The organism is Colwellia psychrerythraea (genome assembly GCF_000764185.1).
In the GTDB taxonomy this organism is placed as follows: domain Bacteria; phylum Pseudomonadota; class Gammaproteobacteria; order Enterobacterales; family Alteromonadaceae; genus Colwellia; species Colwellia psychrerythraea_B.
Genome location: NZ_JQEC01000071.1, coordinates 82,753 through 108,251 on the forward strand (window position 1 = coordinate 82,753; position 25,499 = coordinate 108,251).

The 25,499-nt window shown below is 37.0% G+C and carries 21 protein-coding genes and 5 tRNA genes; 7 read left to right on the forward strand and 19 right to left on the reverse strand.

From position 1 onward, the window contains the following. Window positions 1-37: 37 nt before the first annotated feature. From GAB14E_RS02005 to GAB14E_RS01995, 3 genes are all read right to left on the reverse strand, one after another. Window positions 38-880 (reverse strand): LytR/AlgR family response regulator transcription factor, encoded by an 843-nt coding sequence (locus GAB14E_RS02005; protein ID WP_033084298.1) that lies wholly within the window; start codon window positions 878-880, stop codon window positions 38-40. A 77-nt stretch (window positions 881-957) separates the two neighbouring features. Next, the gene (locus GAB14E_RS02000; RefSeq protein ID WP_081967914.1) at window positions 958-2,034 is read right to left on the reverse strand and encodes a sensor histidine kinase; all 1,077 of its coding nucleotides are present in this window, start codon (window positions 2,032-2,034) and stop codon (window positions 958-960) included. Between the two features lie 119 nt (window positions 2,035-2,153). Next, on the reverse strand, window positions 2,154-2,504 hold the full coding sequence (locus GAB14E_RS01995; RefSeq protein WP_033084299.1) for an HIT domain-containing protein: 351 nt from the start codon (window positions 2,502-2,504) through the stop codon (window positions 2,154-2,156). A 179-nt stretch (window positions 2,505-2,683) separates the two neighbouring features. On the opposite strand from GAB14E_RS01995, the gene GAB14E_RS01990 reads away from it, so the two are divergent. Next, window positions 2,684-3,751 (forward strand): M14 family metallopeptidase, encoded by a 1,068-nt coding sequence (locus tag GAB14E_RS01990; RefSeq protein ID WP_033084300.1) that lies wholly within the window; start codon window positions 2,684-2,686, stop codon window positions 3,749-3,751. Between the two features lie 100 nt (window positions 3,752-3,851). Here the strand turns inward: GAB14E_RS01990 and GAB14E_RS01985 are convergent, their stop codons facing one another. Both GAB14E_RS01985 and GAB14E_RS01980 read right to left on the reverse strand, forming a co-directional pair. After that, window positions 3,852-5,042, reverse strand: coding sequence for a cystathionine beta-lyase (locus GAB14E_RS01985; protein WP_033084301.1), 1,191 nt, complete (start codon window positions 5,040-5,042; stop codon window positions 3,852-3,854). Between the two features lie 244 nt (window positions 5,043-5,286). Further along, entirely contained in the window at window positions 5,287-7,824 is a 2,538-nt protein-coding gene (locus GAB14E_RS01980) for a DNA polymerase II (RefSeq protein ID WP_033084302.1), read from the reverse strand. A 90-nt stretch (window positions 7,825-7,914) separates the two neighbouring features. Between GAB14E_RS01980 and dinG the strand changes: the two genes are divergently transcribed. Next, on the forward strand, window positions 7,915-10,053 hold the full coding sequence (gene dinG / locus GAB14E_RS01975) for an ATP-dependent DNA helicase DinG (protein WP_033084303.1): 2,139 nt from the start codon (window positions 7,915-7,917) through the stop codon (window positions 10,051-10,053). A gap of 115 nt (window positions 10,054-10,168) precedes the next feature. Here the strand turns inward: dinG and GAB14E_RS01970 are convergent, their stop codons facing one another. Further along, window positions 10,169-11,230, reverse strand: coding sequence for a tetratricopeptide repeat protein (locus tag GAB14E_RS01970; RefSeq protein ID WP_033084304.1), 1,062 nt, complete (start codon window positions 11,228-11,230; stop codon window positions 10,169-10,171). A gap of 397 nt (window positions 11,231-11,627) precedes the next feature. Between GAB14E_RS01970 and GAB14E_RS01965 the strand changes: the two genes are divergently transcribed. The 3 genes from GAB14E_RS01965 to rlmF all read left to right on the forward strand — a co-directional run bounded on the left by GAB14E_RS01965 (window position 11,628) and on the right by rlmF (window position 13,522). After that, on the forward strand, window positions 11,628-11,978 hold the full coding sequence (locus GAB14E_RS01965) for a hypothetical protein (protein WP_033084305.1): 351 nt from the start codon (window positions 11,628-11,630) through the stop codon (window positions 11,976-11,978). 111 nt (window positions 11,979-12,089) lie between these two features. Next, window positions 12,090-12,572 carry a DUF2947 domain-containing protein gene (locus GAB14E_RS01960; RefSeq protein ID WP_033084306.1) on the forward strand — a complete coding sequence of 161 codons (483 nt, stop codon included), beginning with the start codon at window positions 12,090-12,092 and terminating at the stop codon, window positions 12,570-12,572. Window positions 12,573-12,616: 44 nt separating this feature from the next. Further along, entirely contained in the window at window positions 12,617-13,522 is a 906-nt protein-coding gene (gene rlmF / locus GAB14E_RS01955; protein WP_052094090.1) for a 23S rRNA (adenine(1618)-N(6))-methyltransferase RlmF, read from the forward strand. Between the two features lie 13 nt (window positions 13,523-13,535). On the opposite strand, the gene GAB14E_RS01950 is transcribed toward rlmF, so the two are convergent. From GAB14E_RS01950 to GAB14E_RS24965, 5 genes are all read right to left on the reverse strand, one after another. Then, window positions 13,536-14,339, reverse strand: coding sequence for a class II glutamine amidotransferase (locus GAB14E_RS01950; RefSeq protein ID WP_033084308.1), 804 nt, complete (start codon window positions 14,337-14,339; stop codon window positions 13,536-13,538). A 273-nt stretch (window positions 14,340-14,612) separates the two neighbouring features. Next, window positions 14,613-15,122: a hypothetical protein gene (locus tag GAB14E_RS01945; protein WP_033084309.1), complete on the reverse strand. Its 510-nt coding sequence runs from the start codon at window positions 15,120-15,122 to the stop codon at window positions 14,613-14,615. 16 nt (window positions 15,123-15,138) lie between these two features. Then, window positions 15,139-15,381 (reverse strand): hypothetical protein, encoded by a 243-nt coding sequence (locus GAB14E_RS01940; protein WP_033084310.1) that lies wholly within the window; start codon window positions 15,379-15,381, stop codon window positions 15,139-15,141. Window positions 15,382-15,636: 255 nt separating this feature from the next. Then, on the reverse strand, window positions 15,637-15,852 hold the full coding sequence (locus tag GAB14E_RS0123525; RefSeq protein ID WP_033084311.1) for a site-specific integrase: 216 nt from the start codon (window positions 15,850-15,852) through the stop codon (window positions 15,637-15,639). 181 nt (window positions 15,853-16,033) lie between these two features. Continuing rightward, complete coding sequence (locus GAB14E_RS24965; protein ID WP_156115798.1) at window positions 16,034-16,189, reverse strand: hypothetical protein; 156 nt, start codon at window positions 16,187-16,189, stop codon at window positions 16,034-16,036. A gap of 307 nt (window positions 16,190-16,496) precedes the next feature. Here GAB14E_RS24965 and fadE point away from each other — a divergent pair, with 307 nt between their 5' ends. Together fadE and GAB14E_RS01930 are read left to right on the forward strand one after the other, a co-directional pair. Next, window positions 16,497-18,932, forward strand: a complete 2,436-nt coding sequence (fadE, locus tag GAB14E_RS01935; protein ID WP_033084312.1) for an acyl-CoA dehydrogenase FadE — start codon at window positions 16,497-16,499, stop codon at window positions 18,930-18,932. Between the two features lie 106 nt (window positions 18,933-19,038). After that, window positions 19,039-19,758 carry a TetR/AcrR family transcriptional regulator gene (locus GAB14E_RS01930; RefSeq protein WP_033084313.1) on the forward strand — a complete coding sequence of 240 codons (720 nt, stop codon included), beginning with the start codon at window positions 19,039-19,041 and terminating at the stop codon, window positions 19,756-19,758. A gap of 107 nt (window positions 19,759-19,865) precedes the next feature. On the opposite strand, the gene GAB14E_RS01925 is transcribed toward GAB14E_RS01930, so the two are convergent. From GAB14E_RS01925 to dnaQ, 8 genes are all read right to left on the reverse strand, one after another. Further along, a complete protein-coding gene (locus tag GAB14E_RS01925) occupies window positions 19,866-21,686 on the reverse strand; it encodes an acyl-CoA dehydrogenase C-terminal domain-containing protein (protein WP_033084314.1) in 1,821 nt (606 codons plus the stop codon). 761 nt (window positions 21,687-22,447) lie between these two features. Beyond that, a tRNA-Asp gene (locus GAB14E_RS01920) sits at window positions 22,448-22,524 on the reverse strand. Between the two features lie 69 nt (window positions 22,525-22,593). Beyond that, window positions 22,594-22,670, reverse strand: a tRNA-Asp gene (locus GAB14E_RS01915). Window positions 22,671-22,779: 109 nt separating this feature from the next. After that, window positions 22,780-22,856 (reverse strand) — tRNA-Asp (locus tag GAB14E_RS01910). A gap of 67 nt (window positions 22,857-22,923) precedes the next feature. Then, a tRNA-Asp gene (locus tag GAB14E_RS01905) sits at window positions 22,924-23,000 on the reverse strand. 66 nt (window positions 23,001-23,066) lie between these two features. Then, window positions 23,067-23,143, reverse strand: a tRNA-Asp gene (locus GAB14E_RS01900). Window positions 23,144-23,369: 226 nt separating this feature from the next. Further along, entirely contained in the window at window positions 23,370-24,722 is a 1,353-nt protein-coding gene (locus GAB14E_RS01895) for a TIGR03503 family protein (RefSeq protein ID WP_033084315.1), read from the reverse strand. Next, window positions 24,713-25,483, reverse strand: a complete 771-nt coding sequence (dnaQ, locus tag GAB14E_RS01890) for a DNA polymerase III subunit epsilon (RefSeq protein ID WP_081967915.1) — start codon at window positions 25,481-25,483, stop codon at window positions 24,713-24,715. The genes GAB14E_RS01895 and dnaQ overlap by 10 nt, the downstream gene beginning before the upstream one ends. Window positions 25,484-25,499 lie beyond the last annotated feature (16 nt).

Here is a 25,499-nt window from a genome sequence, read left to right on the forward strand (position 1 = left end):
GTCGAAAATGCATCTGCATTTTTATTATTCCGAACTATTAACTATTAACAGCTTGTTTGACTTTATCTTTATAACTACGACTCACTTTCAATTCTTTGCCATTTTTCAATACTAAAAAATACTCACCATTAACTTGGCTACAAAATTTATCAATAACATTTTTATTAACTATGGTAGATCTATGATTACGAATGAACTGCTTTGGATCTAAACAGGCCTCGAGTTCTTTCATAGTTTTTCTAAGAATGTAAGTATTTTCTTTAATTATATTTTGCTTGTTTTCCAAGGTATGCACACACATATAATCACCAGCAGCGTCAATCCAAAGAATATCTTTTACTGGTACTCGGCTAACTTCGCCAGCATCCTTTATCGCCAATACATCAGAATAGCTTGATAAGGATAATTCTTGATTATTTTCTAACTCTGTTAAAATTTTCTGATAATCGTTGCCCGTAACATCGCTCACTAAGCGTACTAATTTAGACTTATGAGCGGTGTCAGCACTACTTTTAAAGTAATGTTGTATTTTATCAATTGTTTGTGCGAGCCTTTCTTCATCGGCGGGCTTTAATAAATAATCAAGTGCGTGTACTTCAAACGCCTTTAATGCGTATTGATCAAATGCGGTAACAAAGACAACCACCGGCATAGCTAAGCCCTGTTCAATAATACTCTCTAGTACTTGAAAGCCATTAAGGCCTGGCATTTGAATATCAAGAAACATTAAGTCAACTTGGTAAGCCCGTACTGCTTCAAGTGCTTCTCTGCCATTAGAGCATTGCTCAATAACGTCAATGTCATCATGTGCTTTTAAACGTATTGCCAAACCTTTACGAGCGAGCGGCTCATCATCAACGATAATGGTTGATAGCGACATAAAACTTCCTAATTAATGGGTCCACCTAAACTATCTCAGCGCTTCAGAAAAAACTAGATAATGCTTGCTTATTATAGTTAGCTTAACTGAAATGGCATTCGAATATTTACTTTAACACCAGTAGGTTGATTATGGGAAACAACTAATGAAAATCTTTCATGATATAAGGCTTGTAAACGTTCACGCGTATTGACTAAACCGACCCCGCTTTCACGGTGCAAATTTCCGTTTATGATATCAGCGCCCGGGCCATTATCAGCAACTTCAATTAATAAGTCGTCGGCAAAGCGATAAACTGAAATGGTAATACTACCACCCTGCTCCTGCACGGCTATTGCATGTTTTATCGCATTTTCAGCTAAGGGTTGTAAAATCATGCTAGGGACTAATGCTTGTTGACAGTCATCGTTTATTTGAAAATCCAGCTGTAACCTATCCTCAAAACGAACCTTTTCAATTGCTAAATACAACTGTAATGCTTGTATTTCAGTTTGCAGAGTCACCTTCTTCAGAGGGTCTTTATCTAAAGAATAACGTAAAAATTCGCTGAGTTTAGTTACCATAGAATTAGCGGTTTTGTTTTCTTCGACCAAAATCAAGGTTGAAATAGCATTAAGTGTATTAAACAAAAAGTGTGGATTGAGTTGATAACGCAACATCTTTAATTGAGCTTGATGTGCCACGGCATTCGCTTTAAGTACATTTTGCTTTGCAATCTGTAACATTTGATAGTATTTACTACCAAAATAAAGACCACTCCAACTTAAAATAATGTAAAAGGAGCCTAAGGTCGATTGGGTATACATATACCAAAATTTAGGTTCATAGCCGTGCTTATAGATTTCCCAATAGTTGATATTTTTAACTATTTGCCACAATACACCAGTAAAGTAGGAAGAAAGTATCACAACTAAGGCGATTTTGATGGGAGGAAAGTTCCATGCTTTACGATAGATATAACGTAGCGGTACAGTAAACAACCAACCGGCATAAGCGTTCAGAAAAATGATTACCACAAAAATATCACGCAAATCATGCTGCAATGAGCCGAGGTAATGCACAAAAGCAAAACCAAACCAACCCGCAGTATGCGCTAGCCAAAATAAGCGGTTTCTATTTTCTAGTAATTCTTTCCAATTCACAAAATTAACCATTTAAAGGGTACTAAGTCAAAGTATGCGCTAATAATTAGATGATTTCATTGCCTTTGACCTTAGTATTCCGACGACTTATCGCATACTCACCATGATATGTAGCGATATATTGTGAATTTTTAAACACAAAGCATAGGACCTAACGGCTGGCCACCTAATAGATGCATGTGAATATGGTAAACCTCTTGACCACCATCACTGTTGCAATTAATGATTAATCGGTAACCATTTTCATCAATACCTTCTTCTTTAGCTAACTTCTTAGCAACTGTAATCATACGCCCTAACGTTAATTCATCTTCATTGGTGACATCATTAATAGTGGCAATAAGTTTATTCGGCACGATTAAAATATGACTATCAACTCTTGGACTTATATCTCGAAAAGCTGTAACTAGTTCATCTTGGTACAGCAATGGTGTTGGGATTTCTTGTCGAATAATTTTAGAAAATATAGTTTCTTCACTCATAGTGATAGCTCTAAATACGTTATTAGTTAATGAGCCTTTAGTTTACCGTCAAAAAAATATAAATCACCCCTTTACTACAATTTATTGACCTTAATCAACATCCTAGTTATTACAACTGTGACATGCTTAGTAGATCGAAGATGTAAATGCATCAGTCAAAAAATAACATAGGCAAAACTATGGATATAGATTTTAGCGAAATAAACTATTTACAAGATCCAACGTGGCGAGATTTACATGCGGATTATGAACAATTCCTGCTATCTATGACTGGCCCAACCGTGATCGATGTTACAGGAGAAAACCAAGATAAGTGCCGTGTATTTACCACCTTACTCCATGGTAATGAACCTTCCGGTTTAATCGCTCTGCATCGCTATTTAACTGAAATAGTCCCACAAAAAAAACCAGCGACAAACTTACGTTTTATTATCTGCTCAATTGAAGCTGCGACTTCTCGCCCGCTCTTTAGTAAACGATTTATTGATGGTGGCATGGATATTAATCGGTGTTTTGGTAAAAATTGTTATTTTGAATACCTTGATGCGCAAAAAGGTTACTGCCAACGCGCTTCTTTAATCGAGCAAGCAATAAGTGAAGTAAAACCAGAAATGGTGATCGACCTTCACAATTCGTCAAGCTCAGGGCCAACTTTCGCAATAAGCTCTGTTGTGACCACAGAAACATTGTCATTAGCTTCTCTTTTTTGCCAAACGTTAATTTTATCTGACTTAAAAATAGGTTCTATAATGGAGCAAGACTTCAAATGCCCATTTATTACCATTGAATGTGGTGGCTGTCAGGATGAACAAGCTCATGAAATTGCTTTTTCTGGCATAAGCCAAGTAGCAAGCTGTGAGAGTATTGGCTATATCCACCAAGAAAAACCAGTAGAAGTTATTTATCGCCCGTTGAGGTTACAACTTAAACCCGATATTAAACTTTCATACGCCCAACATGACGAAGGATATAGCGGCGTTACCCTTAAAGATAATATTGAATGTTTTAATTTTGGTAGCGCTCTCCAAGATGAAATGCTGGGCTGGATTGATGGTAATGGCCTAAACAGCTTACAACTTATCGATAAAGTCGGCACTGATGTGTTGAATGAGTATTTTTATGCTCGTGAAAATCAGTTAGTTTGCCGACATAACTTACGTTTATTTAAAGCCACTACCAATAAAAATACAGCAATAAATGACTGTTTGTTTTATGTCGTTAAATTAGCTTCAACCAACAACGCTTAAAATATATCACTGAAAACAGATAAACATGTAAAAAAGCTAGTGCGAATGGTATCGACCTAGCTTTTAATCACTTAAGTTAATCAATCTAAGTGAAGTGTTTTTAAGTCATTGCTGCGTTAGTGAGCACGTGGTTAAACTCGATAAAGCCTTGCTCTAAGTCACTGATCAGATCATCAACATCCTCTAAACCTATATGCAATCGTATTAATGGAAACTCACAATCAAAGGTTGTTGCACTACGAATAGCATTTACATTAGTAATACCTAAAATTAAACTTTCAAACCCCCCCCATGAATAACCCATCTTAAAGTGATGCAAGCCATCTAGAAATGCAGTTAATGCCGCTTTATTACCGCAATTTAGCACAAAAGAAAACAAACCATTTGAGCCTTCAAAGTCACGTTGAAAAAATTCATGACCCGGACAGGACTCAAACGCTGGGTGCAGTATTTTAGCCACCTCTGGACGCTGCTGTAACCATTGCGCTACTTTCATAGCACTTTGTTGGTGCTGCTTTAATCTAACACCAAGTGTGCGAACACCGCGCAAAGCAAGGTATAAATCATCTGGAGATGTACATTGCCCCATCAAATAACTGTAATCACGAAGTTGTGGCCAATGCTTTTCAACAGCGGTTGCTGTTCCTAACATGACGTCAGAGTGACCTACGATATATTTGGTTGCCGCTTGTACGCTAACATCTACGCCATAATCAAATGGTTTAAAGTTAATACCTGCGCCCCAAGTATTATCAAGCATAACAATACAATCGTGTTTATGGGCAACAGCGCTGATGGCTGGCACATCTTGTACTTCCATGGTAATTGATCCAGGGGACTCTAAGAAAATAAGACTGGTATTATCTTGAATCAGCGCTTCAATATCAGCGCCAAGCATAGGGTCATAATAGGTAGTACTTACTCCCATTTTAGCTAATATTTTATCACAGTAATCTCGCGTTGGCTCATATGCACTATCTACCATTAAGATATGATCGCCTTGTTTAACAAAAGCTAAGATAGCATTGGTAATTGCTGCTGTACCTGATGGGTATAATGCACAACCTACTCCGCCTTCTAATTCAGTCATAGCGTCACTGAAAGCAAACGATGTATTAGTACCACGGCGACCATAAACCATGGTTTGCTTATGTCGGTTGGCAACGGCGTTATTCATTTCAGCTACAGTATTAAATACCACAGTCGAAGCGCGTGTTACTGGCGGATTTACCACACCATTAGTCCATTTAGCACTACGTCCGGCATTAATTATTTTAGTATCTTGTTTCATATATTTATCATCATTATAATTGGCGCTAAAAAGTGGAGCTATAAAATGAACCTAGAAATAAAGCTAAAAAATACGCCTTGTCATTTCAGCTATCTAGCCATCTAAAACTAAGTAAAGTATTTATAACCTGAATAAGGGAAACTGGCTAGACATTGTTAAGAAAAATTAGAAATAAGATATTTACTTATCATTTGTGATTACACATTTTTTAAAATAACTATTTCAATAAATGTTGCAATAAACATTAAAACAGTCCTAGTTGATCTCCTGAAATTGATTCAAAATCGCGGCCAATAAAGGGTAAAATATCATCGGCAATGGGCTTGAGCTGTTTTTCAACATAAAAATCATAATCAAGTTTACTCTCATTAAATTCTAGCGGTTGAACGCCATCTAGAGTAATAACATAGCGAATAGTGCTTCTATGTTTATATTTTGGCTTTTTCCCTTGCTCATCTAGCTTAATATTGGCTATCAATGCGGCTTTAATGTGAGGAGGAGTATTGACGTAATCATTTAACTTGCGTCTTATTTTTTTCTGATAAATCAGTTTATCATCATAGAGGCCTGCCTTTAAATCTGTTACTACACTTTGAATATATTCTTCGATAGGTTCATCGTTAAAAACTAATCTATATAACTCTTGTTGGAAATCCTTACTTAATTCAGTCCAGTCGCTTCTAACTGTTTCTAAGCCCTTAAAAATCATTATTTCATTAGAGATACCCGCATAACGTTTTTTTGTTCCAATGACTTTTTGATCTTTGAGATTATTAAGACCACGAATTTTTGGCATTAAAAATTTTGTGAAGTGTGTTTCAAATTCAATGTCTAATTGACTGGTGATTTTAAAGTCTTGCTGTAAAGTAGCCCGCCACTTTTTATTGATAAAACTTTGTAATGATAAACCTAACTGTTGTGCCTGCTGTTTTGATTTATCTGCACCTATAAAGACAAATATTGAGTCGGTATCACCATAGATAACTTGATGTCCCTGCTCCGATATCCAGTTACTCGTGGTTTTTAAAATCTCATGACTACGTTTAGTAATAGACCCCGATAACCTAGGATCAAAAAAACGGCAACCGGTAGAGCCAAGCACACCATAAAAACTATTCATAATAATTTTTATGGCTTGTGATAACGCGGCATTCTTTTGTAATTTAGCTTTATCACGTTCTAACCAAAGTGACTCAATAATGTCAGGTAAAAAATGTGCTGTTCTTGAAAAATAAGCACCGTCAAAGCCTTTAATCACATAATTACGATTATCTTTATCATCTTGCTCAGTATTATCCTTATTCGAACTTGGCTCATTTACAACGGCTAATCCTTCAATTAATCCCATAGGGTCAATTTTAAAGGTGCGGATAATACTTGGATACAAGGACTTAAAATCTAGTACTAATACATTCTCATAAAGCCCCGGAATAGAGTCCATCACATAACCACCTGGAGAGACCAAATCCGAGACACCATCCCCCATATTAGGAGCGATGTAACCACTGCGATGTAATTTCGGTAAATATAAATTGGTAAATGCCGCCACCGAACCACCTATTCTATCGATAGCTAAGCCAGTAAGCTGCGCCCTGAGTTGCGCAAAAGCCAATAACTGAGTTTTTTCAAAAATAAGCCAGACTAAGCGACAATCTTCTAAGTTATACGCGGCGAGTTCGGCTTTATTATGATAAAAATTATCGGTAATTTCTTGTACTCTATTTTCAACGTCGCTTACCTTTTTACCAATGCCAAGTAGGGTATGAGCAACATTATCAAGAGAAAAACTAGGAAAACTATATGTGGCTGTCTTTAACAAATCTATACCATCAAGCACAACACGCCCAGCAATTTCAATAAAATTTTGCTCAGTGTTATTGGCATTTTTACGCCAATATGGCTTACTGCCATCACGGCCAATAGCAAACTTGACACCATGTAAATCGCATCTTTTTTGTAATAAGTAAAAATCAAAATTTATAACATTCCAGCCGATAAAAATATCAGCATCGAATAAGGTCACTTCATCAATAAACTGCTGTAATAATTGTTTTTCATCGGCTAACCAGTGGATATAACTTTCGCAATTCAATTGTGCTTTACCGATCATCAGCACTCGTTTAAATTCCTCTTTAGTACCCGAAGCAGTGCTATTACAAGCATATAAACCAATGGAGTAAAGCTCACCATTCATAGAGCATTCAATGTCAATAGATAACATAGTCAACTGAATTTCATCTGCCGTTGTGGCACGCTTACACTTAGCTTGTTTGACTAATTGATAATCTTTGCGAGGTTTATCATTTTTAAAACTTTCATTACTAACAATATAATCACCGCCCACTCTACCTATACTGTCGCTAATAAAATCACCTGTATAGGTGATGTCTGCAGTAATATGGCGCTCCATTAAGAATCTATCGTCGGCACGAATATCATCTTCATAACATTTAATTTGTTGATATTTTAAGGCGTCTCTAGCACGGTAAAAACTGCGCATAGAAGTAAAGTATAGCGCTGCAACCTTTTGTTGAGCGAATGTCTTTAATGATAACTGCTTAGATTTTTCAAGCGGTATTTGTTGGTTTACCAATATCCGTTGTGCTGATTCTAGCTGATGATTTTCAATAAAAAAAACAGCTAATTCATTATTTATTTGCAGCTGTGCTACTCCACAATGACTTTTAAGCCATAGGGTTATTTGCAAGCCCTTTGCAGTGTCTTGCACTTGCCGAGTCAATAAAAAACCACAATTGATATCAGTTGCCTTAAAATTTGTCATTTTATAGTTAAATTTTTCGTGTAACTCAGTCAAACCTGTTAATATATACAGCAGTGTAACCGATCTTCTGTTTTTTGGAAACTAGTAACAATGTTATCTGATAAGTTAAAACAAGCTATTCGCCAAGCCTATAAAGCCATCGGCGAGAATTTAACGCACTTTAATCCCCGTAAGCAACAAACACTACTCATTGCCGAAATAGCCAAGACTTTAGCTGGTGAATACAATAAAGATAGAAAAATAATTACCATTGAAGCGGGTACTGGTACAGGAAAGTCACTCGCCTACTGCTTAGGCGCTATACCGCTGGCATTAGCTAAAGATAAAAAAGTGTGTATTTCAACCGCTACCGTTGCTTTACAAGAGCAACTTGTTGACAAGGACTTACCCTTTCTAAAAAAACATGCTGGAATAGACTTTCAGTTCACTTTAGTCAAAGGCAGGCAGCGTTACGTTTGTCGACAAAAATTGACTCAAGCAGTAACGACAAGCTCTGATAGCGAACCTACCCAAGTAGGCTTTACCTTTGCTGAAAAACCTGACGCTAAAGATGTTAGAACCTTGAATTCGATGCATAAAGCGTTACTTGATGGTTCTTGGTTAGGTGATATCGATTCATGGGAAACCCACTTGCCTCAGCATATTTGGCAACAAGTACAAAGTGATAAACATAGCTGTTTAAAAAATTTATCAGAGCATACTCATTGTCCCTTTCACAAAGCACGTGAAACTATGGACCAAGCACATGTGCTCGTGATAAATCATAGCTTGTTACTAGCAGATCTTGAATTAGGCGGCGGTAGGATACTATCCTCACCTGAAGATACCTTTTATATTATTGATGAAGCACATCACCTACCTAAAGTAACACGTGATTTCTCCAGCGCTGGTATTACCTTAAAAGGCTCAATAGAGTGGTTAACGAAACTGCGAGAAACCGGCGATAAAATGGCGAAGTTAATTAAATCGCAAAACGCTATTTCTCCTGCGATGAAGTTAGGTGATAATTGTCAAGAGCTACTGATAGAAATGCAAAAGGTGCTTAATTTCATAGAAGTAAATGCCAAGAGTTATTTTCTAGAAAATGATAAGCAAGCTCAAAATAGTAAATTCACTAAAAAGTCTCAACACGATGAACAAGTCTACCGCTTTGAAAATGGCCTTATCCCACAAACGTTAAAAAATTGGGCCGAAGATTTACAAAGCCTAAGCAAAAAATCATTATCGCATTTAAATAAACTTTATAACGGCCTGATAGAATCTGTAAAAGATGGCGATACACAGATGTATTTAGCAGAGCCTCTACTTGCCGAAGCCGGTTTTATGCTACAGCGATTAGAGAATTTACAAGCACTTTGGTACATGTATGCTAAAACTGATAGTGACAAAGGTGCACCAATGGCCCGATGGTTAGAGCATCTAACCAGTAAACGCCAAGATTACCTGCTCAGTGCATCACCTATTGAAGTTGGTTTTACCTTAGAGAATATGTTGTGGAGCCAGTGTGAAGGTGCAGTGTTATGTTCTGCCACCTTGCGGGCGTTAAATTCTTTCGACCACTTCCGTTTTCAAGTGGGTCTAAGAAATAATGACGGTAGTCAATATCAGCAGGTAGACTCCCCTTTTGATTATCAAAATAATGCTCAGTTAGTTATCGCAAATATGGATAATGAAGCCAGTGCTCCAGACTTTACTGATGAGGTAATTTCGAAATTACCAAAATACCTCGAGCAAGGCAATGCCAGTTTAGTGCTATTTTCTTCCTATTGGCAGATGAACAAAGTAGCACAAACCTTAAGGGATGAGCATAAACTTGAAATTATGGTGCAAGGCGAATTATCACGTCAGCAAATAATTGAGCAGCATAAAAAGCGTTGTGATGAGAAAAAAGGTAGTGTCATTTTTGGTACACAGAGTTTCTCTGAAGGGCTTGATTTACCGGGGGATTACCTGAACAATTTAATTATTACCAAATTGCCTTTTTCTGTACCAACCTCTCCGGTTGAACAAGCGCAAGCGGAATACGTTACTGCTAAAGGTGGTAATCCATTTATGACCTTGTCTGTACCTGATACCTCTAAAAAACTTGTGCAAGCATGTGGCAGGTTATTACGAAATGAGATGGATAAAGGAGTTATTACTTTGTTAGATAAACGTGTAGTGACTAAACGATATGGTAAACAGTTACTTGACTCACTGCCGCCCTTTAGTCGAGTATTCGAAAAATAAACCTAGTGAGTTGGCTCTGTAGATTTTTACTCTTCTCTATAAATCTATTTTTATAACAGACATAAAAAAGGCTTAAAATAAATTTTAAGCCTTAATTCAATCCAAAAAGAGGATATTACTTTTTAGCATCCTCTAAAGCTTTTTCAAAAGCCTTTGTTGTAGCTCTAACATCAGCTTGTTTAGTAAATTCAATATTTACACCTGCTTTAACTAATTCCTCGTAAAAATCCGCAACAGCACAACTTTCAACTTGCTGACAAACTATTTCGTATTTTAAAATTGCTGGTTCATAAGCTTGTAAAGCGGCTTTTTTAAGCCAAGCTAGCGACTCGTGTAAGTCCTTTTGAACAGCCATACCGTTAAGGTACATTTGAGCCAGGTTTACTTGACCTTTAGCAAAACCTAAATCAGCAGACTCTTCAAATTTGATTAATGCTGACTCCATTTTATCACCATCTGTAGCAAACTTTAAATATTCTAAACCACTGAAGTTTTCTTTTTTACCTGGAATAAATACTGAACTAGATTCAAAATGAGAATCCGGAACAACAACGTTCCCATCAAGCATATTACCCTCTGGGCGTCGAGCTAAAACGATAGCACCAGACTCAATCATGGTTTGGAGTTCTGAGATTTTATAGTTATGACGCTTTTCTTGGAAAAACTTTTCGTATCTAAGTTGCGCATAACGAATAGCTTCATTTAATTCATGCTCTTGAAAATAGAAATAGCTACTAAAATTAATCGTTACGACATCACCAGTGATATCTTTAACTTTAGCCATTCGAAATTTTTCTGCCGGGCGGAGGTTATCTTTAATAACTCGAAAATCTACATAGTAGAAATCGTTAAGTTGGGGTGCAGCGATAATAGCTTTAGTCTGTTCACTTAACTTCATATCTTTATAAAACATACCACCTGCCACAGCTGCTGCGGCAAAGATAACAAGAACAATTATCTTAGTTTTATGTACAATCAACCATGGATCGGGATCCTTGGTATCTACTGTGTAGTGGTAATAGGGTTCGTCTTGAACGTTGTCAGTGGTCGGAGATTCCACAATTGCTACTGCTTCTTCTGCTTCTTCAGTTTCCGCTTCTGATACAGCTTGTTGATCAACTTCTGCACTGGGCAAGTGTTCATCTTCCTCATATTGGCGAATTGCTGATTGTGGCATAACCGCTCCTTTTTTTATTTTTTTTATTAATATCATTTGAGCATAAAATAAACAAGCGTTAATTTTTGTTATTTTGCTTTAACATTTGTATTATCAACGCTAAAATCGCGCTAATAAGCCCCGTACTAATGACTTTCATTAACATCGCAAGCAATTGAGTTTATTAAAAATAATTTAAACAATTTATGATGCCAATTTTCGTTATCACGAGTATACCTTTTTATTTAAATTAAAACAATCGTTTGATTGTTAGCCTAAAAAAAGTTTTTTTTAAGTCAAAAAACGTACTTTTTTTAGGGAATGTAACTTTTAGTTAACTATATTTTTATATTGGCTTCACTAAACATATCACGATATGATTCCTATCACTTCCTGTTATCGGACCTGTTGTCAACAAATGAAAAAATCAACCAAAGTTACCTTATTATCCGCGCTAGTTTTCCCTGGTCTCGGTCATTTTTTATTAAAAAAATATATCATCGCCTTTGCATTTATTTTAAGTTTCTCTTACTTGTTGCTGGGTGTTATTTCAGAAGTGCTCGATAAAACACAACAAGTCATGGATAGTATCATCCGAGGTGACATTTCCATGGACGTTTCGGCGATACGCCAAGCATTAATTGAACAAGGTGTTTTAGAAAGCTCTGATCTTTCTATCAGCACTTTTTTGTTGTTGATCATTTGGGTAATCGCGGCTTTTGATGCTTATAGACTTGCCAAAAAAGACCCGCAGGACAACATTGACTAATGCTCATTACTCTCTCAAATAGCTGTTTATAAGTTTGTTACTTTATGTAGCGCTTTTTTATTTAGCTTTTGCTGGGTATAATTAGCGTGTTTTCCTTTTTGAGCAATATTAATGAATTACCTGCCACTAGAGAGTTTGAAAAATTCTTGGATCTTCAAGCATAAAAGTTTACCCATTGCAGAGCCTGATCTAGCAAAGATTAAACCTATGACTGTTGAACGAGCGAACACAGTTTGGGATACTTTTATTTCTCGGCAAGTCGACCACCCTGACTTTTTCAAAAAAGGCGATTGGCCATCTGACAACAATAACTGGTCAGAACAAGGAAAATGGGAAGACCTTTGGGATAGTAATGAAGAAGCGCTACCTGAGCTAATTTCTGAGCATTTGGATTGGGATCAAAATACCGTAGTCTATTACTGTAGCTCTAGAGATAATGTCATAGAAACTAATTGGTTAATGTTTAAACGCCATTGGAAAAACTTTTTATTCATGGATGACGGACCTATTTTACTGGGTAAGAAACGTCAACAAGTTGTACAATTTACTAGTAATGGCCATTTTAAAATTGGCCAAAAGCCAAATAGTAATTAATTCAACACCTTTAAATATCACCTTTATATTATAGCGGTCCTCCCTTGCATAAAAAAAATCGCCACAAACAGGGTTATAACTTCACAGATTTAGTTAAAGCTCTCCCTAAGTTATCTGCTTTTATTATAAAAAATAAATACAATAATCAAGATACTATAGACTTTTCGAATTCTGAAGCAGTTAAAACACTTAACTTTGCTTTACTAAAAAATGGCTACCAGATTAACTTTTGGGACATACCTAATAATTACTTATGCCCACCAATTCCCGGAAGAGTAGACTATATACACCACCTCAAAGATTTACTGACAACTACACCCAAAAACCTACTAGCGATGCAAAATCCGGTTAATGTACTCGATATAGGCACTGGTGCAAGTTGTATATATCCTATTTTAGGTCAAAGAGTATATGGTTGGCATTTTGTTGGCTCTGATGTTGACCCCGTTTCTATTAAAGTAGCAAAACACATAACAGCTGCTGATAAAGCCCTCAATAAAGCGATTACTTGTCGCTTGCAACCTAATAGCCATCATATTTTTAATGGTGTTATCACTGAAGACGAGTTCTATCATTTAACCCTATGCAACCCACCCTTTCATCGCTCTTTAGCTGAAGCAAGTCAAGGTTCTACTCGTAAATGGAAAAACTTGAATAAAGCTAAAGCTGGCTCGAAAGTACCAGAAAAGCAACTTAATTTTGGCGGTCAAAAAGCTGAACTCTGGTGCCCCGGTGGAGAATTAGCGTTTATTGACAAAATGATTAAGGAAAGTAAAACTTACCAAAAACAAGTACTTTGGTTTACTTGTTTAGTCTCGAAAAAAGAGCATATTGGCAAATTAAAACTTAGTCTCAAAAAATCATCAGCAAAAAATTTTAAAGTCATTAATATGGCTCAGGGACAAAAGGTCAGTCGCTTCATCGCTTGGACCTTCTATGATATGAGTTAAAGTTAACTAAAATTTACTCACGACTTTCCTTTGCACTGGCTAACTCACCTGCGACCATTTCCCCCAAGCAAAACAACTGCCATTGACCTGGCTTCATTTTATGCCAGGTCTCGTCACCCGTTAATGGTTTTGTCGCAATAACTGTGACAACGTCATTACTAGTGGTTTCTTTCTTAAAATCAACCGCCATTTCAGCGTCAATAAGGCTTGCTTGACCAAAAGGAGCTTTGCGAGTTAACCAATGTAGATTGTTAGAGCAATAGGCAAATAAGTATTCACCATCGGTAATAATAATATTTGCAACACCAAGCAAGTCTATTTTTTCGGCAAGTGAAGCAATAAAACTAAATAAAACCTTAGCACCAACTTGTTTAGCGCCAAACTCAAGATGCAATTGATCAAGTATCCAACAAAAGGCATGTTCACTATCCGTTGTACCAATAGGTAGATGAAATTGAACTGGTAGTTCCTTAGCAAAATCTTTTAACTGACCATTGTGGGCATAAGTCCAGTTTCTTCCCCACATTTGCCTGACAAATGGGTGGGTATTCTCCAAACAGACTTCACCTGAATTAGCCTGACGAATATGACAAACTACTGCCTCACTTTTCATTGGGTACTTGGTAACCAATTCAGCAATAGGAGATTGAGCGCTTGGCATGGGATCCTTAAAACTACGACAGCCCTTGCCTTCATAAAATGTCACTCCCCAACCATCGCTATGCGGCCCGGTATTACCCCCTCGTTGCATTAAACCACTAAAACTAAAGCAGATATCCGTTGGTACATTGGCACTCATTGCTAATAGTTCACACATAATACATTTAAACCCTAATTATCAAATAGATACACGTAAAATAGACATTCACTATCACAGCAGAGGCCGTAAAAGAGTCATTATAGAAAACAAAAAGCTAAACGAATTAAAAACCCGTTTAGCTTTCATTTATATTAAGCTGTAATTGGCTTTAAGTCACTAGATAACTTAATTGCACTGGCCTTTTGAGTAGTAAAAACAGCGGCTTGTTGTGTGGGTCCAACACTTAGGTGGGTATTAAAAAATAAAGTCTATAAATTCCATTTAGTATCCCTACTGCGATATGACCTGTTTTTTAATTTCTAAAATAGATATTGTTGCCAAAGTAATTATTATTGTAAATTCAACCAATAAAATGCTAGGTGTATACCATGTCCATAACCACCAAGCTTCTCTGTTTTCTAATACCATAATATCAATATGCATTGATAAATATGTAACCGTATTAATAGCCAATAAATACATGATTGCAGAAGTAGCTTTGTGAAATCTAACACGGGTAATTAAATGAACAGAAATAATTGCAATGATTGCTAATACATCAAACTGAAGCCATGTGAGATAAAAGTTATAGTCTGGCTGGGTATTATCAGACAACCAAAAATATTCAAAGGTGTTGTTTGCAACCACAAAACAGCCAAATAGAATAATACTAGTTATAAAAACTGACGGATTAACACGCCAGTTTTTATAACTTAAAATAAGGACACCGATAAAACCTAACATGACCCAAAGGTCTATTGTCTGTGCCGTTTCAGGGTTGTTTAGTAAATCGAAGTACATTCATCAAAGTCCTTATTTATGCTGAGTTCTCTTTCTTTGGTGGAACGTATACACCACCGCCACCATGATAAGTCTTAACCAGCTCATCATTTAGCGCTTTTGAAGCTTCAGCACTTATTGTCACTGAATCATTAGTTTTGGGAGGAACATAGACACCACCGCCACCGTGTTCAGGTGTTACGATTGAGTCTGCTTTCTTGGTCGTTGGAGTTTGTTCAGAACTTTGAAATTTATTGATATCAACACCGGATAATTCCATTATAATTTAATCCTTATGATTAAAAGTTAATAAAAGGTTAATAAAAAGCAGTTAATAATTTTCAGGTTTTAACAAAAACCTTCAATTATTAACTGTAAAAATAATCAGTACAATTAACCTGATTACACTCTAAAAAACAAGTACAACAGGTAAATTGTAACTCCTTGTTGCTGATAACAACATTACATGCCATTACGCGCTCTTGTAAGTAGAGTTAACATAGTGCTAACTTACTGTATATTATTGCGTTTGTTATTATTTTTTGTTTTTACACTTTCCATTAAAAATGCTTGTCCACATATTCAGTGCCGCTCGCTTCTCTTTTATATAGCTATATCTATCATAATGAATCGCTGATACGTCTGATTTATCATGTTGTTGCAAAATATCCCGCATTTCCTTACTTATACCAGCCTCAACGATTAATGTTTTACAAGTTCGCCTAAAATCACGCGGGGCAATGATAGGCATTTTATGTTTTTACACCAACGTTGTAGTGACATTCTTAAAGTAGATAAACTGGCATGTTCATTAACATCATCACGATGGGGCCATAAATACCCTGATCTATTTATCAATAAAGCTAATTAAGTTATCAGTGATTTTGCAAGTTGTGGAATAGGTAGCAGGTGATCACAACGTTTTCTATTTTTTATACGCTCTTTAGGTATCGTAAGAATTTCTTTACATCATCAGATGACGATAAGGCCGCATAAGGACCAACTCCCCTAACATCACTATCAGCCGTAACAACATAGGGCTTATCTTTAGGCTTAAGTGCCTTAATACTTTTATCTGTAAAGTACATAGTGTCAGTTAAGCCCAAAATAAGAGTGACTATGAGACAATATAAACAGAAAAAACTTGAAGCAAGCATATTTACTGGGGTATGTGAGATACAGAGGTGTTAATTGAGAGTTACTAAAGAATCATCACTAACAATTCACACATATTTTAACCTCATAAACAGGCAAGCACTTAAAAGTAAAATATGCTTGGCTAAATCAACAATTTACTCTATAAATAGAATATATCATTGACTAAAAATTATTTTAAATTCAAATACTTTTTCTCTCATTCAATACCACATCAAAAAACTTTAAAAGGGACTCCTTGTGGACATAATTATTTGGTTACTTGTTGCATTTACACTAACTTGGTTTATGAGCTATTCACGGGCATCATTATCAAGTTATACCTTGACTTTTGCAGCGTTAATGGCATTAGGATCATTTTTCAATACTATTGGTATTGTTTCTTGGTTACTTTTTGGTGTGATCGCATTGCCACTGAATATAGACAGTATTCGCCAACAATTTATTAGTATGCCGTTGTTGGCCCTATTTAAAAAAATAATGCCAAAAATGTCATCAACAGAACAAGAAGCTATCGACGCAGGAACCACCTGGTTCGATGCTGATTTATTTCGCGGCGACCCAGACTGGAAAAAGCTTCATAATTTCCCTAGGCCAAGATTAAGTACTGCAGAGCAAGAATTTTTAGATGGTCCTGTTGAGCAAGTATGTGCCATGACTAACGATTGGCACATTACCCATGAAATAGCCGATCTTCCACCAGAAATATGGCAATTTTTAAAAGAAAATAAATTTTTTGCCATGATCATTAAAAAACAATACGGTGGTTTAGAGTTCTCAGCTTTTGCCCAATCACGTGTATTACAAAAACTAACGGGGGTAAGTTCAGTACTTGCCAGTACTGTAGGCGTGCCTAACTCTTTAGGACCCGGTGAGTTGTTGCAAGAATACGGCACGAAAGAGCAGCAAGATTATTACTTGCCACGTTTGGCTATCGGTGAAGAAATCCCTTGTTTTGCTCTCACAAGTCCTGAAGCCGGCTCAGATGCTGGTGCTATACCAGACGTTGGTATTATTTGTCGTGGTGAATTTGAAGGAAAAGATGTTCTAGGTATGAAACTAACTTGGGATAAACGTTATATAACTTTAGCCCCTATTGCTACGGTCTTAGGCTTAGCATTTAAATTGAAAGACCCTGACCATTTGCTTTCAGATAAAGAAGACTTAGGCATTACCTGTGCGCTTATCCCAACAAACTTAGATGGTATTGCCATCGGCCGCAGGCATTTTCCACTTAATGTTCCCTTTCAAAATGGCCCAACGCAAGGTAATGATGTCTTTGTACCCTTAAGTTTTATTATTGGTGGCTCCGACATGGCCGGACAAGGTTGGCGTATGTTAGTTGAATGCCTTTCTGTAGGCCGAGCGATTACCCTACCTTCCAATAGCGCTGGTGGTATTAAAACAACAGCCTTAGCAACGGGTGCATATAGTCGTATAAGACGACAATTTAAAATGCCCATTGGTAAAATGGAAGGTATTGAAGAGCCTCTTGCCCGTATTGGCGCTAATGCCTATCTAATGGATGCAGTAACCATTATGTCAACAGGAGCAATTGATCTTGGGGAAAAACCTTCTGTAATTTCAGCCATAGCAAAATACCACCTTACCGAAAAAATGCGCTCTTCAATTACCGATGCCATGGACATTCATGGTGGTAAAGGCATTTGCATGGGTCCCAATAATTACTTAGCGCGAGGTTATCAAGGTGCGCCTATTGCTGTCACTGTTGAAGGGGCTAATATATTAACCCGCAGTATGATTATTTACGGACAAGGTGCTATCCGCTGTCACCCATACGTACTTGCCGAATTAGAAGCTGCCAACAATAGCAATAATGAGCAAGCGCTTAATGATTTTGACCACGCTCTTTTTGGTCATATTGGCTTTAGCATCAGCAACATTAGCCGTAGCCTATGGTGCTCAATCACTGGTTCACGTCTTTTAAATAGTCCATTTAATGACGAAACGCGTCGTTATTACCAATTACTCACTCGTTTTAGCGCCAACTTGGCTATGTTATCCGATATCGCCATGTTAACCCTCGGTGCAGACTTGAAACGTAAAGAGCGGATTTCAGCGAGACTTGGCGATGTGCTAAGCCAATTGTACTTAGCTAGCGCGACCTTAAAACGATATAATGATGAGGGCCGTAAAAGTGCCGATTTACCACTAGTTCAATGGGCCGTTGAAGATTGTCTTTATAACATGCAGCATGCCATTGACGAGCTTATCAACAACTTCCCAAATAAAGCGGTTGCAATACTATTACGCTCGGTCATCTTTCCATTAGGAACGTGGTTAAACAAACCAAGTGACGAGACTTCACACAAAGTAGCGCAATTATTACAAACACCTTCAGCCACCCGAACCCGTTTAGGGCAAGGGCAATATTTAACCCAAAACGAAACTAATATTTTTGGAAAGTTGGAGAAAGTTTTTGAAGATATTATCAATTGTGAACCAATTTTCGACAAAGTATGCCTAGCGGTTAATGAAAAATTACCTTTTTATCAATTAAATAAAGTTGCTGAACTTGGTTTATCCCAAAACATCATTTCAAAAGCTGAAGCTGAGTTGTTAAGCACTGCCGAGAGTGGCCGTCAATGGGTCATTGCTGTAGATGATTTTGATAGTAAAGAGTTAGCTGTATTTACTCCTGAATTAGATTCGTAAAGAAAAATATCCTTATTACCAAGTGTTTGGGTGGTAATAAGGATATATAAAGTGCTTTTTTAATACTATCACTAAGCTAAAATAATGTTAATATAAAGTAAATGCCATGCTAATTACATTAACAGAGTTATACATGCCCATAAAAGATATCGTTAATCCAGACCTTACGGAACAACATAATAGCATGCCGGTAAAGCGTCGCTCTAAAGGGGAGAAAACCCGTGAGAAAATTTTAATTGCAGCGATTGAGGTTTTAGCACTCAATGGTGTAAAAGGTACCACTCATCGGGCGATTGCCAGCCATGCGCAATTACAACTTTCATTAACTACTTACTACTTTAAAGACATTCAAGAGCTGATCCATCAAGCGTTTAAATTAAATTCAGCGCATATTTTATCTCGTGCTGACACCATTCTTGAAGTCGCATTTACACAAATCACTAAAATAGAGAAAAAAGAGCTAAGAAAAACAGCAGTTAAGGAAGTCTTGTGTCAACAATTAAGTGAAATAACTTCACTGCACTTAATTGAAAATATCAAACATTACGCTATATCACTTGCTGTGGAGCAATTGATGTTCACAGAAATTCAAGTAACGCCTGTATTACGTCTACTTGTTGAAGAGCATGAGTTAGCTCAATTAGTACCCTATGAACAACTTTGTCGCTTTTTTAACAAAGTAAATCCTGAACTTGATGCTAAAATAATGTACACGGTTTTCTCACAACTTCAATATGGCCAGCTAGCAAAGCAAGTGAACATAGATAACTTACTGATTGAGCAAACAACACGCAGAGTTATTGCTTGGATTATGTCATTAAAATAATGTCGCTAAGATAATGAGTTAAATCTAGTAAAAAAATGCACGGTAACTATTATTTCAAGTTACCGTGCATTTTTGTTTGTACTAAAAATTAAAAGCTAACGTTTTTCTTAAAGAAATGACATTAACTCTTGGTCAAGTTGCATTAAACTTTTTGGGTCTGCCATCATAGTTTTAGCTAAAGACTTAGTTCTAGGTAACATACGTTCAAAATAAAACTCAGCTGTTTTGATTTTAGCACGATAAAAGTCTCTATTTTCTACATCTCCGGCAAGTTTTTCATAGGCTGACTGTGCCATCTTCGCCCAAAAGTAACCCATGACGACATAACCCGAATACATTAAAAAGTCTACCGACGCCGAACCAACTACATCGCGATCAGACTTAGCTTTTAATGCAAGGCGAACCGAATATTGTTGCCAGTTGGCAATAGATTTACTTAAAGGCCAGATAAAGCGGTTCATTTGACGTTTGTGTGGGTTACTTGAAATCAAACTATGGTTTTTACAAAAACCAAGTACTTCTTTAGAGAAGTCATTTAACGACTTACCGCGAGTCATTAATATTTTACGGCCTAATAAATCAAGGGCTTGTATGCCCGTAGTACCTTCATAAAGCGTAGAGATTCGTGCATCTCGTACTATTTGCTCCATGCCCCACTCTTTTATATAACCGTGACCACCAAAGATTTGTAAGCCATGATTTGCACTTTCAGAGCCAAGCTCAGTTAAAAATGCTTTTAATATCGGCGTTATAAAACCTAAACGATCATCGGCTGCTTGACGCTCTTCTTCGGTTTTTGCCATTGAAATATCATCAACAATTTTAGCTGTATAATAAATCATGGCTCTGCCGCCTTCAGAAATTGCTTTCTGGGTCATCAGCATTTTACGCACATCCGGGTGAACAATAATTGGGTCAGCAATTTGTTCAGGATATTTTTTACCCGTTAAAGAACGCATTGATAAACGTTCCTTGGCATAAATCAAAGAGTTTTGAAAGGCAAGTTCAGCTGAGCAAATCCCTTGTAACGCAGTGCCAATTCTTGCCGTATTCATAAAGGTGAACATACATTCTAAACCTTTATTTTCTGGGCCAATTAAAGTACCAATGGAATTGTCAAAATTCAGAACCGCTGTCGCAGAAGCTTTTATACCCATTTTGTCTTCTATTGAACCACAGGTAACCTTGTTAGCTTCCCCTAAAGTTCCGTTTTGCTCAGTTTTTATTTTTGGTACTATAAATAGTGAAATACCACGAGTGCCTTTTGGCGCATCAGGTAACCTTGCAAGTACAATATGGATAATGTTATCCGTTAAGTCATGTTCACCTGCAGAAATAAATATTTTTGTACCGGTAATATTGTATGTACCATCGCCGTTTGGCTCTGCTTTAGTTTTAACTTGCCCTAAATCAGTACCACATTGAGGCTCTGTTAAACACATAGTACCTGTCCAAGTACCCTGAATTAACCGTGTTAAATACAATTCTTTTTGCTTGTCATTACCATGAGTAGTAATAGTGTTCATAGCGCCATGGCTTAAACCTGGATACATTGCCCAAGACCAGTTAGCTGTGCCTGTCATTTCTGATTGCACCATGCCTAGTGAAGGAGGAAGACCTTGTCCGCCATGCTCTGATGAATGCGACAACGAAGACCACCCACCATCTATGTACTGTTGATATGCTTCTTTGAAGCCTTTAGGCGTGGTAACTTTACCATTATCGAACTTACAACCTTCTTTATCACCGCTTTGGTATAAAGGCAGTAATTCATTTTCACAAAACTTGGCACACTCTTGCAGAATAGCATCCACTAAATCAGGACTAGCTTCTTCAAATTCTTCATATTTCTTATAATGATCATAATATTTAAAAACATCTTCAATCAAAAACTTAATATCTGCTATTGGTGCTTTATAACTTAGCATTACCCTACTCCGACTACTTTAGTGATCTATTTATATCTAGATTAAAGCACTGGTCGTACCACTAATTCAAGTTGTTTTTTCAATTTTTTATAAAGACAGTAAAAACAAAGCAATAATAAATAAAATAAACACGTTAATTAACAAATTGTTATCGATTATTGATAGAGATAAATATTTCAATCATTTAGCTAGCTTATAGCAACAGGATTAAATAAGTGACACTTAGCAAAAAATAAAAGGCTCAAAGGCAAGGAATTGATTGAAAAGAATAGTTACTCAAGAGTATATACTCATGCTTTCTCTAATAAGTTAGGTCCTTGTATCATTATTGTCAAAATAAAATATTGAGTAAACTAAGACATCTGGTTTGCTCTAAGCTCGATAATGCAGCTGTAAGTTGCTCAGTTAACTAGTTTGTATCATATCGGTAAGTGCTGTTTATTGATGGTTAATGCTCTAGATAAAATGAGAAACCTAAGGAAAGGTTTAATAAGTTATTAGCTAAGATTTGTAGATCTTATTCTTATAAATCGAACAAAATATGATGGATAATAATATAAACGCAGTCAATTAATAAAAAATTTATGCTGATAAATTAGAAGTACAGATTTAATATTTATAAATTAAGAGGTTTTTTATATTTAGATTGTATTAAATACAGAAGGGGTATATCTCATTCTACTTTGACATGGCGTTAAAGTAATCTATAAAACTAACTATGCTGTTAGCCTTATTATTTCTTTCTTTATACTTAACAAAATTGGCGGAGTGGACGGGACTCGAACCCGCGACCCCCGGCGTGACAGGCCGGTATTCTAACCAACTGAACTACCACTCCGCATATTTTGTTTACTTTGAGTTTTTAACGAAGCTCTCTTCGCATCAACTATGATGATTCAAACAAAATTGGCGGAGTGGACGGGACTCGAACCCGCGACCCCCGGCGTGACAGGCCGGTATTCTAACCAACTGAACTACCACTCCGCATATCTTGCTTACTTTGAGTTTTCACTTGGGGAAGTGATCGGGACTCTACCCGTGAAATTTTAACGAAGTTCAGTTCGCATCAACTATGATGATTCTAAATCAAAATTGGCGGAGTGGACGGGACTCGAACCCGCGACCCCCGGCGTGACAGGCCGGTATTCTAACCAACTGAACTACCACTCCGCTGTATTTCGCTTTGAAACTTTAACGAATTTCACTTCGCATCAACTATGATGATTTTAAACAAAATTGGCGGAGTGGACGGGACTCGAACCCGCGACCCCCGGCGTGACAGGCCGGTATTCTAACCAACTGAACTACCACTCCGCTGTATTTCGCTTTGAAATTTTAACGAATTTCACTTCGCATCAACTATGATGATTTTAACAAAATTGGCGGAGTGGACGGGACTCGAACCCGCGACCCCCGGCGTGACAGGCCGGTATTCTAACCAACTGAACTACCACTCCGCTACCTTTTGCTATAAGTAAAATAATTAATCTAAATTAATCATAGTAACTTATGTCTTGCTTCAACAACATGTCGTTGAATGCGGCGAGATAATACGGTTATGACGCGGCGCAGTCAACCACTTTTTTAATAAAATTTACTGCGTGCGCATTTGGCGAGCAATCTGATGAAAATCAAAGCATATTTCACCACTTTTCATAGAATACAAACTAAATAGCTTTAAAATCATTTAGTTTTCACTTTCTTCCTTCGCAAAGAAAAATACAAAACAAGTGCAATTATTATAATGACACTGTTGCCGGCTATTATCATTAACATTGTTTCTTGCTCTTTTTCTTCTAGGGCCTGTTGCTGAGCTAATAAAGCCTGTTCTTTTTCTTCCTGTGCTTTCATAAGTAAATCATCAGCCGATTCAATTATCACAATGGTGCCGTCCTCAGCCACTGTGTTCATCACGTAATTGGACGCTTCAACATTAAAGGTGAATTCTGGTACGACTAAACGAAACTCCCTACCAGTAATAGTTTTACCAAAAGCACTAACATTAATACGGTAAATACCTGGCTCGGTATTAGTAATGTTGGTAGTCCTTGTTTCACCCACGCTCTCCATAATTGAAAAAGGTTCAAGTTGTCGGTCAGGGAAAGTAAATTTACCTTGAAAGACAAGACTATTTGGATCAACATAACTCGGATCAATAGTTAGGATAACTTGATGGGGTTTATCTGAGTCTTCTGATTTGACAACACTCATTTCTACCGGTGTCTTTTTTAATAATATAGGGGTTTGTCTAAGCTCACGCGTAGCCATTGGTAGTTTCACTAAGTAGACAGGCTGCCATTCACCAGGAGCAAAGTCTAAAATAAACTCACCAGTGAAGGTATTGTCATTAGCATATTCATCTAACGCACGGCCATCATCTCGAAAAGACGTGACTTTTATAGCATCAGCACCGAAGTTATCATAGAGTGAGTTATTAGTGCTGTAAAAGTTAACATCTAATTTTACAACTTTTTTAAAGTGTGGGCTTTCTATCGCCTCATCACCATTAAATAGCCGCCCTTCAACTTTAAGGGTCTCACCTGAAAATGCAAGTTCCGGTAAAGGTTCTACAGCAATCTTTACATCGGAGACCACCAGTATTTGACTATTAGGTAAGATATCTCCTACCGCTTGCCAAGGACCTGGCATAGGCTTCTTTATCTTAATCATGTCAAAGGTACTGTCATCAAACCATTGCACTTTATCATGGTCAAATTTATTAACCCTTATTTTACTGCCATCAGGCCTAATAAGGATAATGGGTTTACTGCCACTTTTACGATAAAAAATTAATGTTATTTCATCTAAGTTTGCATCAAGACGGAATCGATTATCAAAATAGGGTACTTGATTCGTTAGATTGTCTTGTTGATAATATTCAACTTTAGTTTTATTTAGTTTATTTCCGATTTTTTCTATATCATTATTTTCAGCGGCCTCTGCATTAAATGATGCGAAACAAATGCTCATAGCCAAAAAAAATATCAGTACGGTATATTTCTGAACGTTAAAATAAAGCTGCTTATTTATTTCCAAAGTGGCTCTCCTCCTTTTTTAGCAATAACGGCAACGCGCTCCGCGTGCGCATCTAATTCATCGGCCGAGGCGGTAATAACCTTTAATTTATTCCGTGTTGATGACAATCGCCTAATGGCATTCGCATCAGCATTGCTGCCATCACCGACAGAAAAGTCTAATGTAGACTGCAGACGTGTCATTTCTACATAAACGAATGCCAATAGTTGCGCATCAATCAATGCCCCGTGATAAGTACGGTCGATTAATTTATCTACTCGATAAAACCGTGCTAAGTAATCTAGGGTTTTAGGTGAGCCAAGTTTCTCTTTTGACACCTTCAACGTATCTGTAATAGTACAGATATCTTCAGTCATCGGAACTTTATCTTGGCTACGGTTCATTGAGTTAAACAGTGAAAACTCATGGTCCATAAAGCCAACATCAAACTTTGAGTTATGAATAACTAACTCAGCGCCTCGAATAAATTCAATAAACTCATGAACTACTTGCGAAAATATAGGTTTATCATTAAGAAATTCATTCGTTAAGCCATGAATATTTATAACCTCTTGCTCCATCTCGAACACTTGCCCGCGTTGATCAAGAGGTTTTATATACGCGTGATAAGTTCGCCCTGTTAATTGACGGTTGATCATTTCAACGCAGCCAATTTCAACTATTCTGTGCCCTTCTCTTGGATTGATACCTGTGGTTTCAGTATCGAGAATGATTAATCGTTGGTCTTCTTTAATCTCTTGGTTATCGGGTAGATTATTCACTAACAAGCCTTATTTT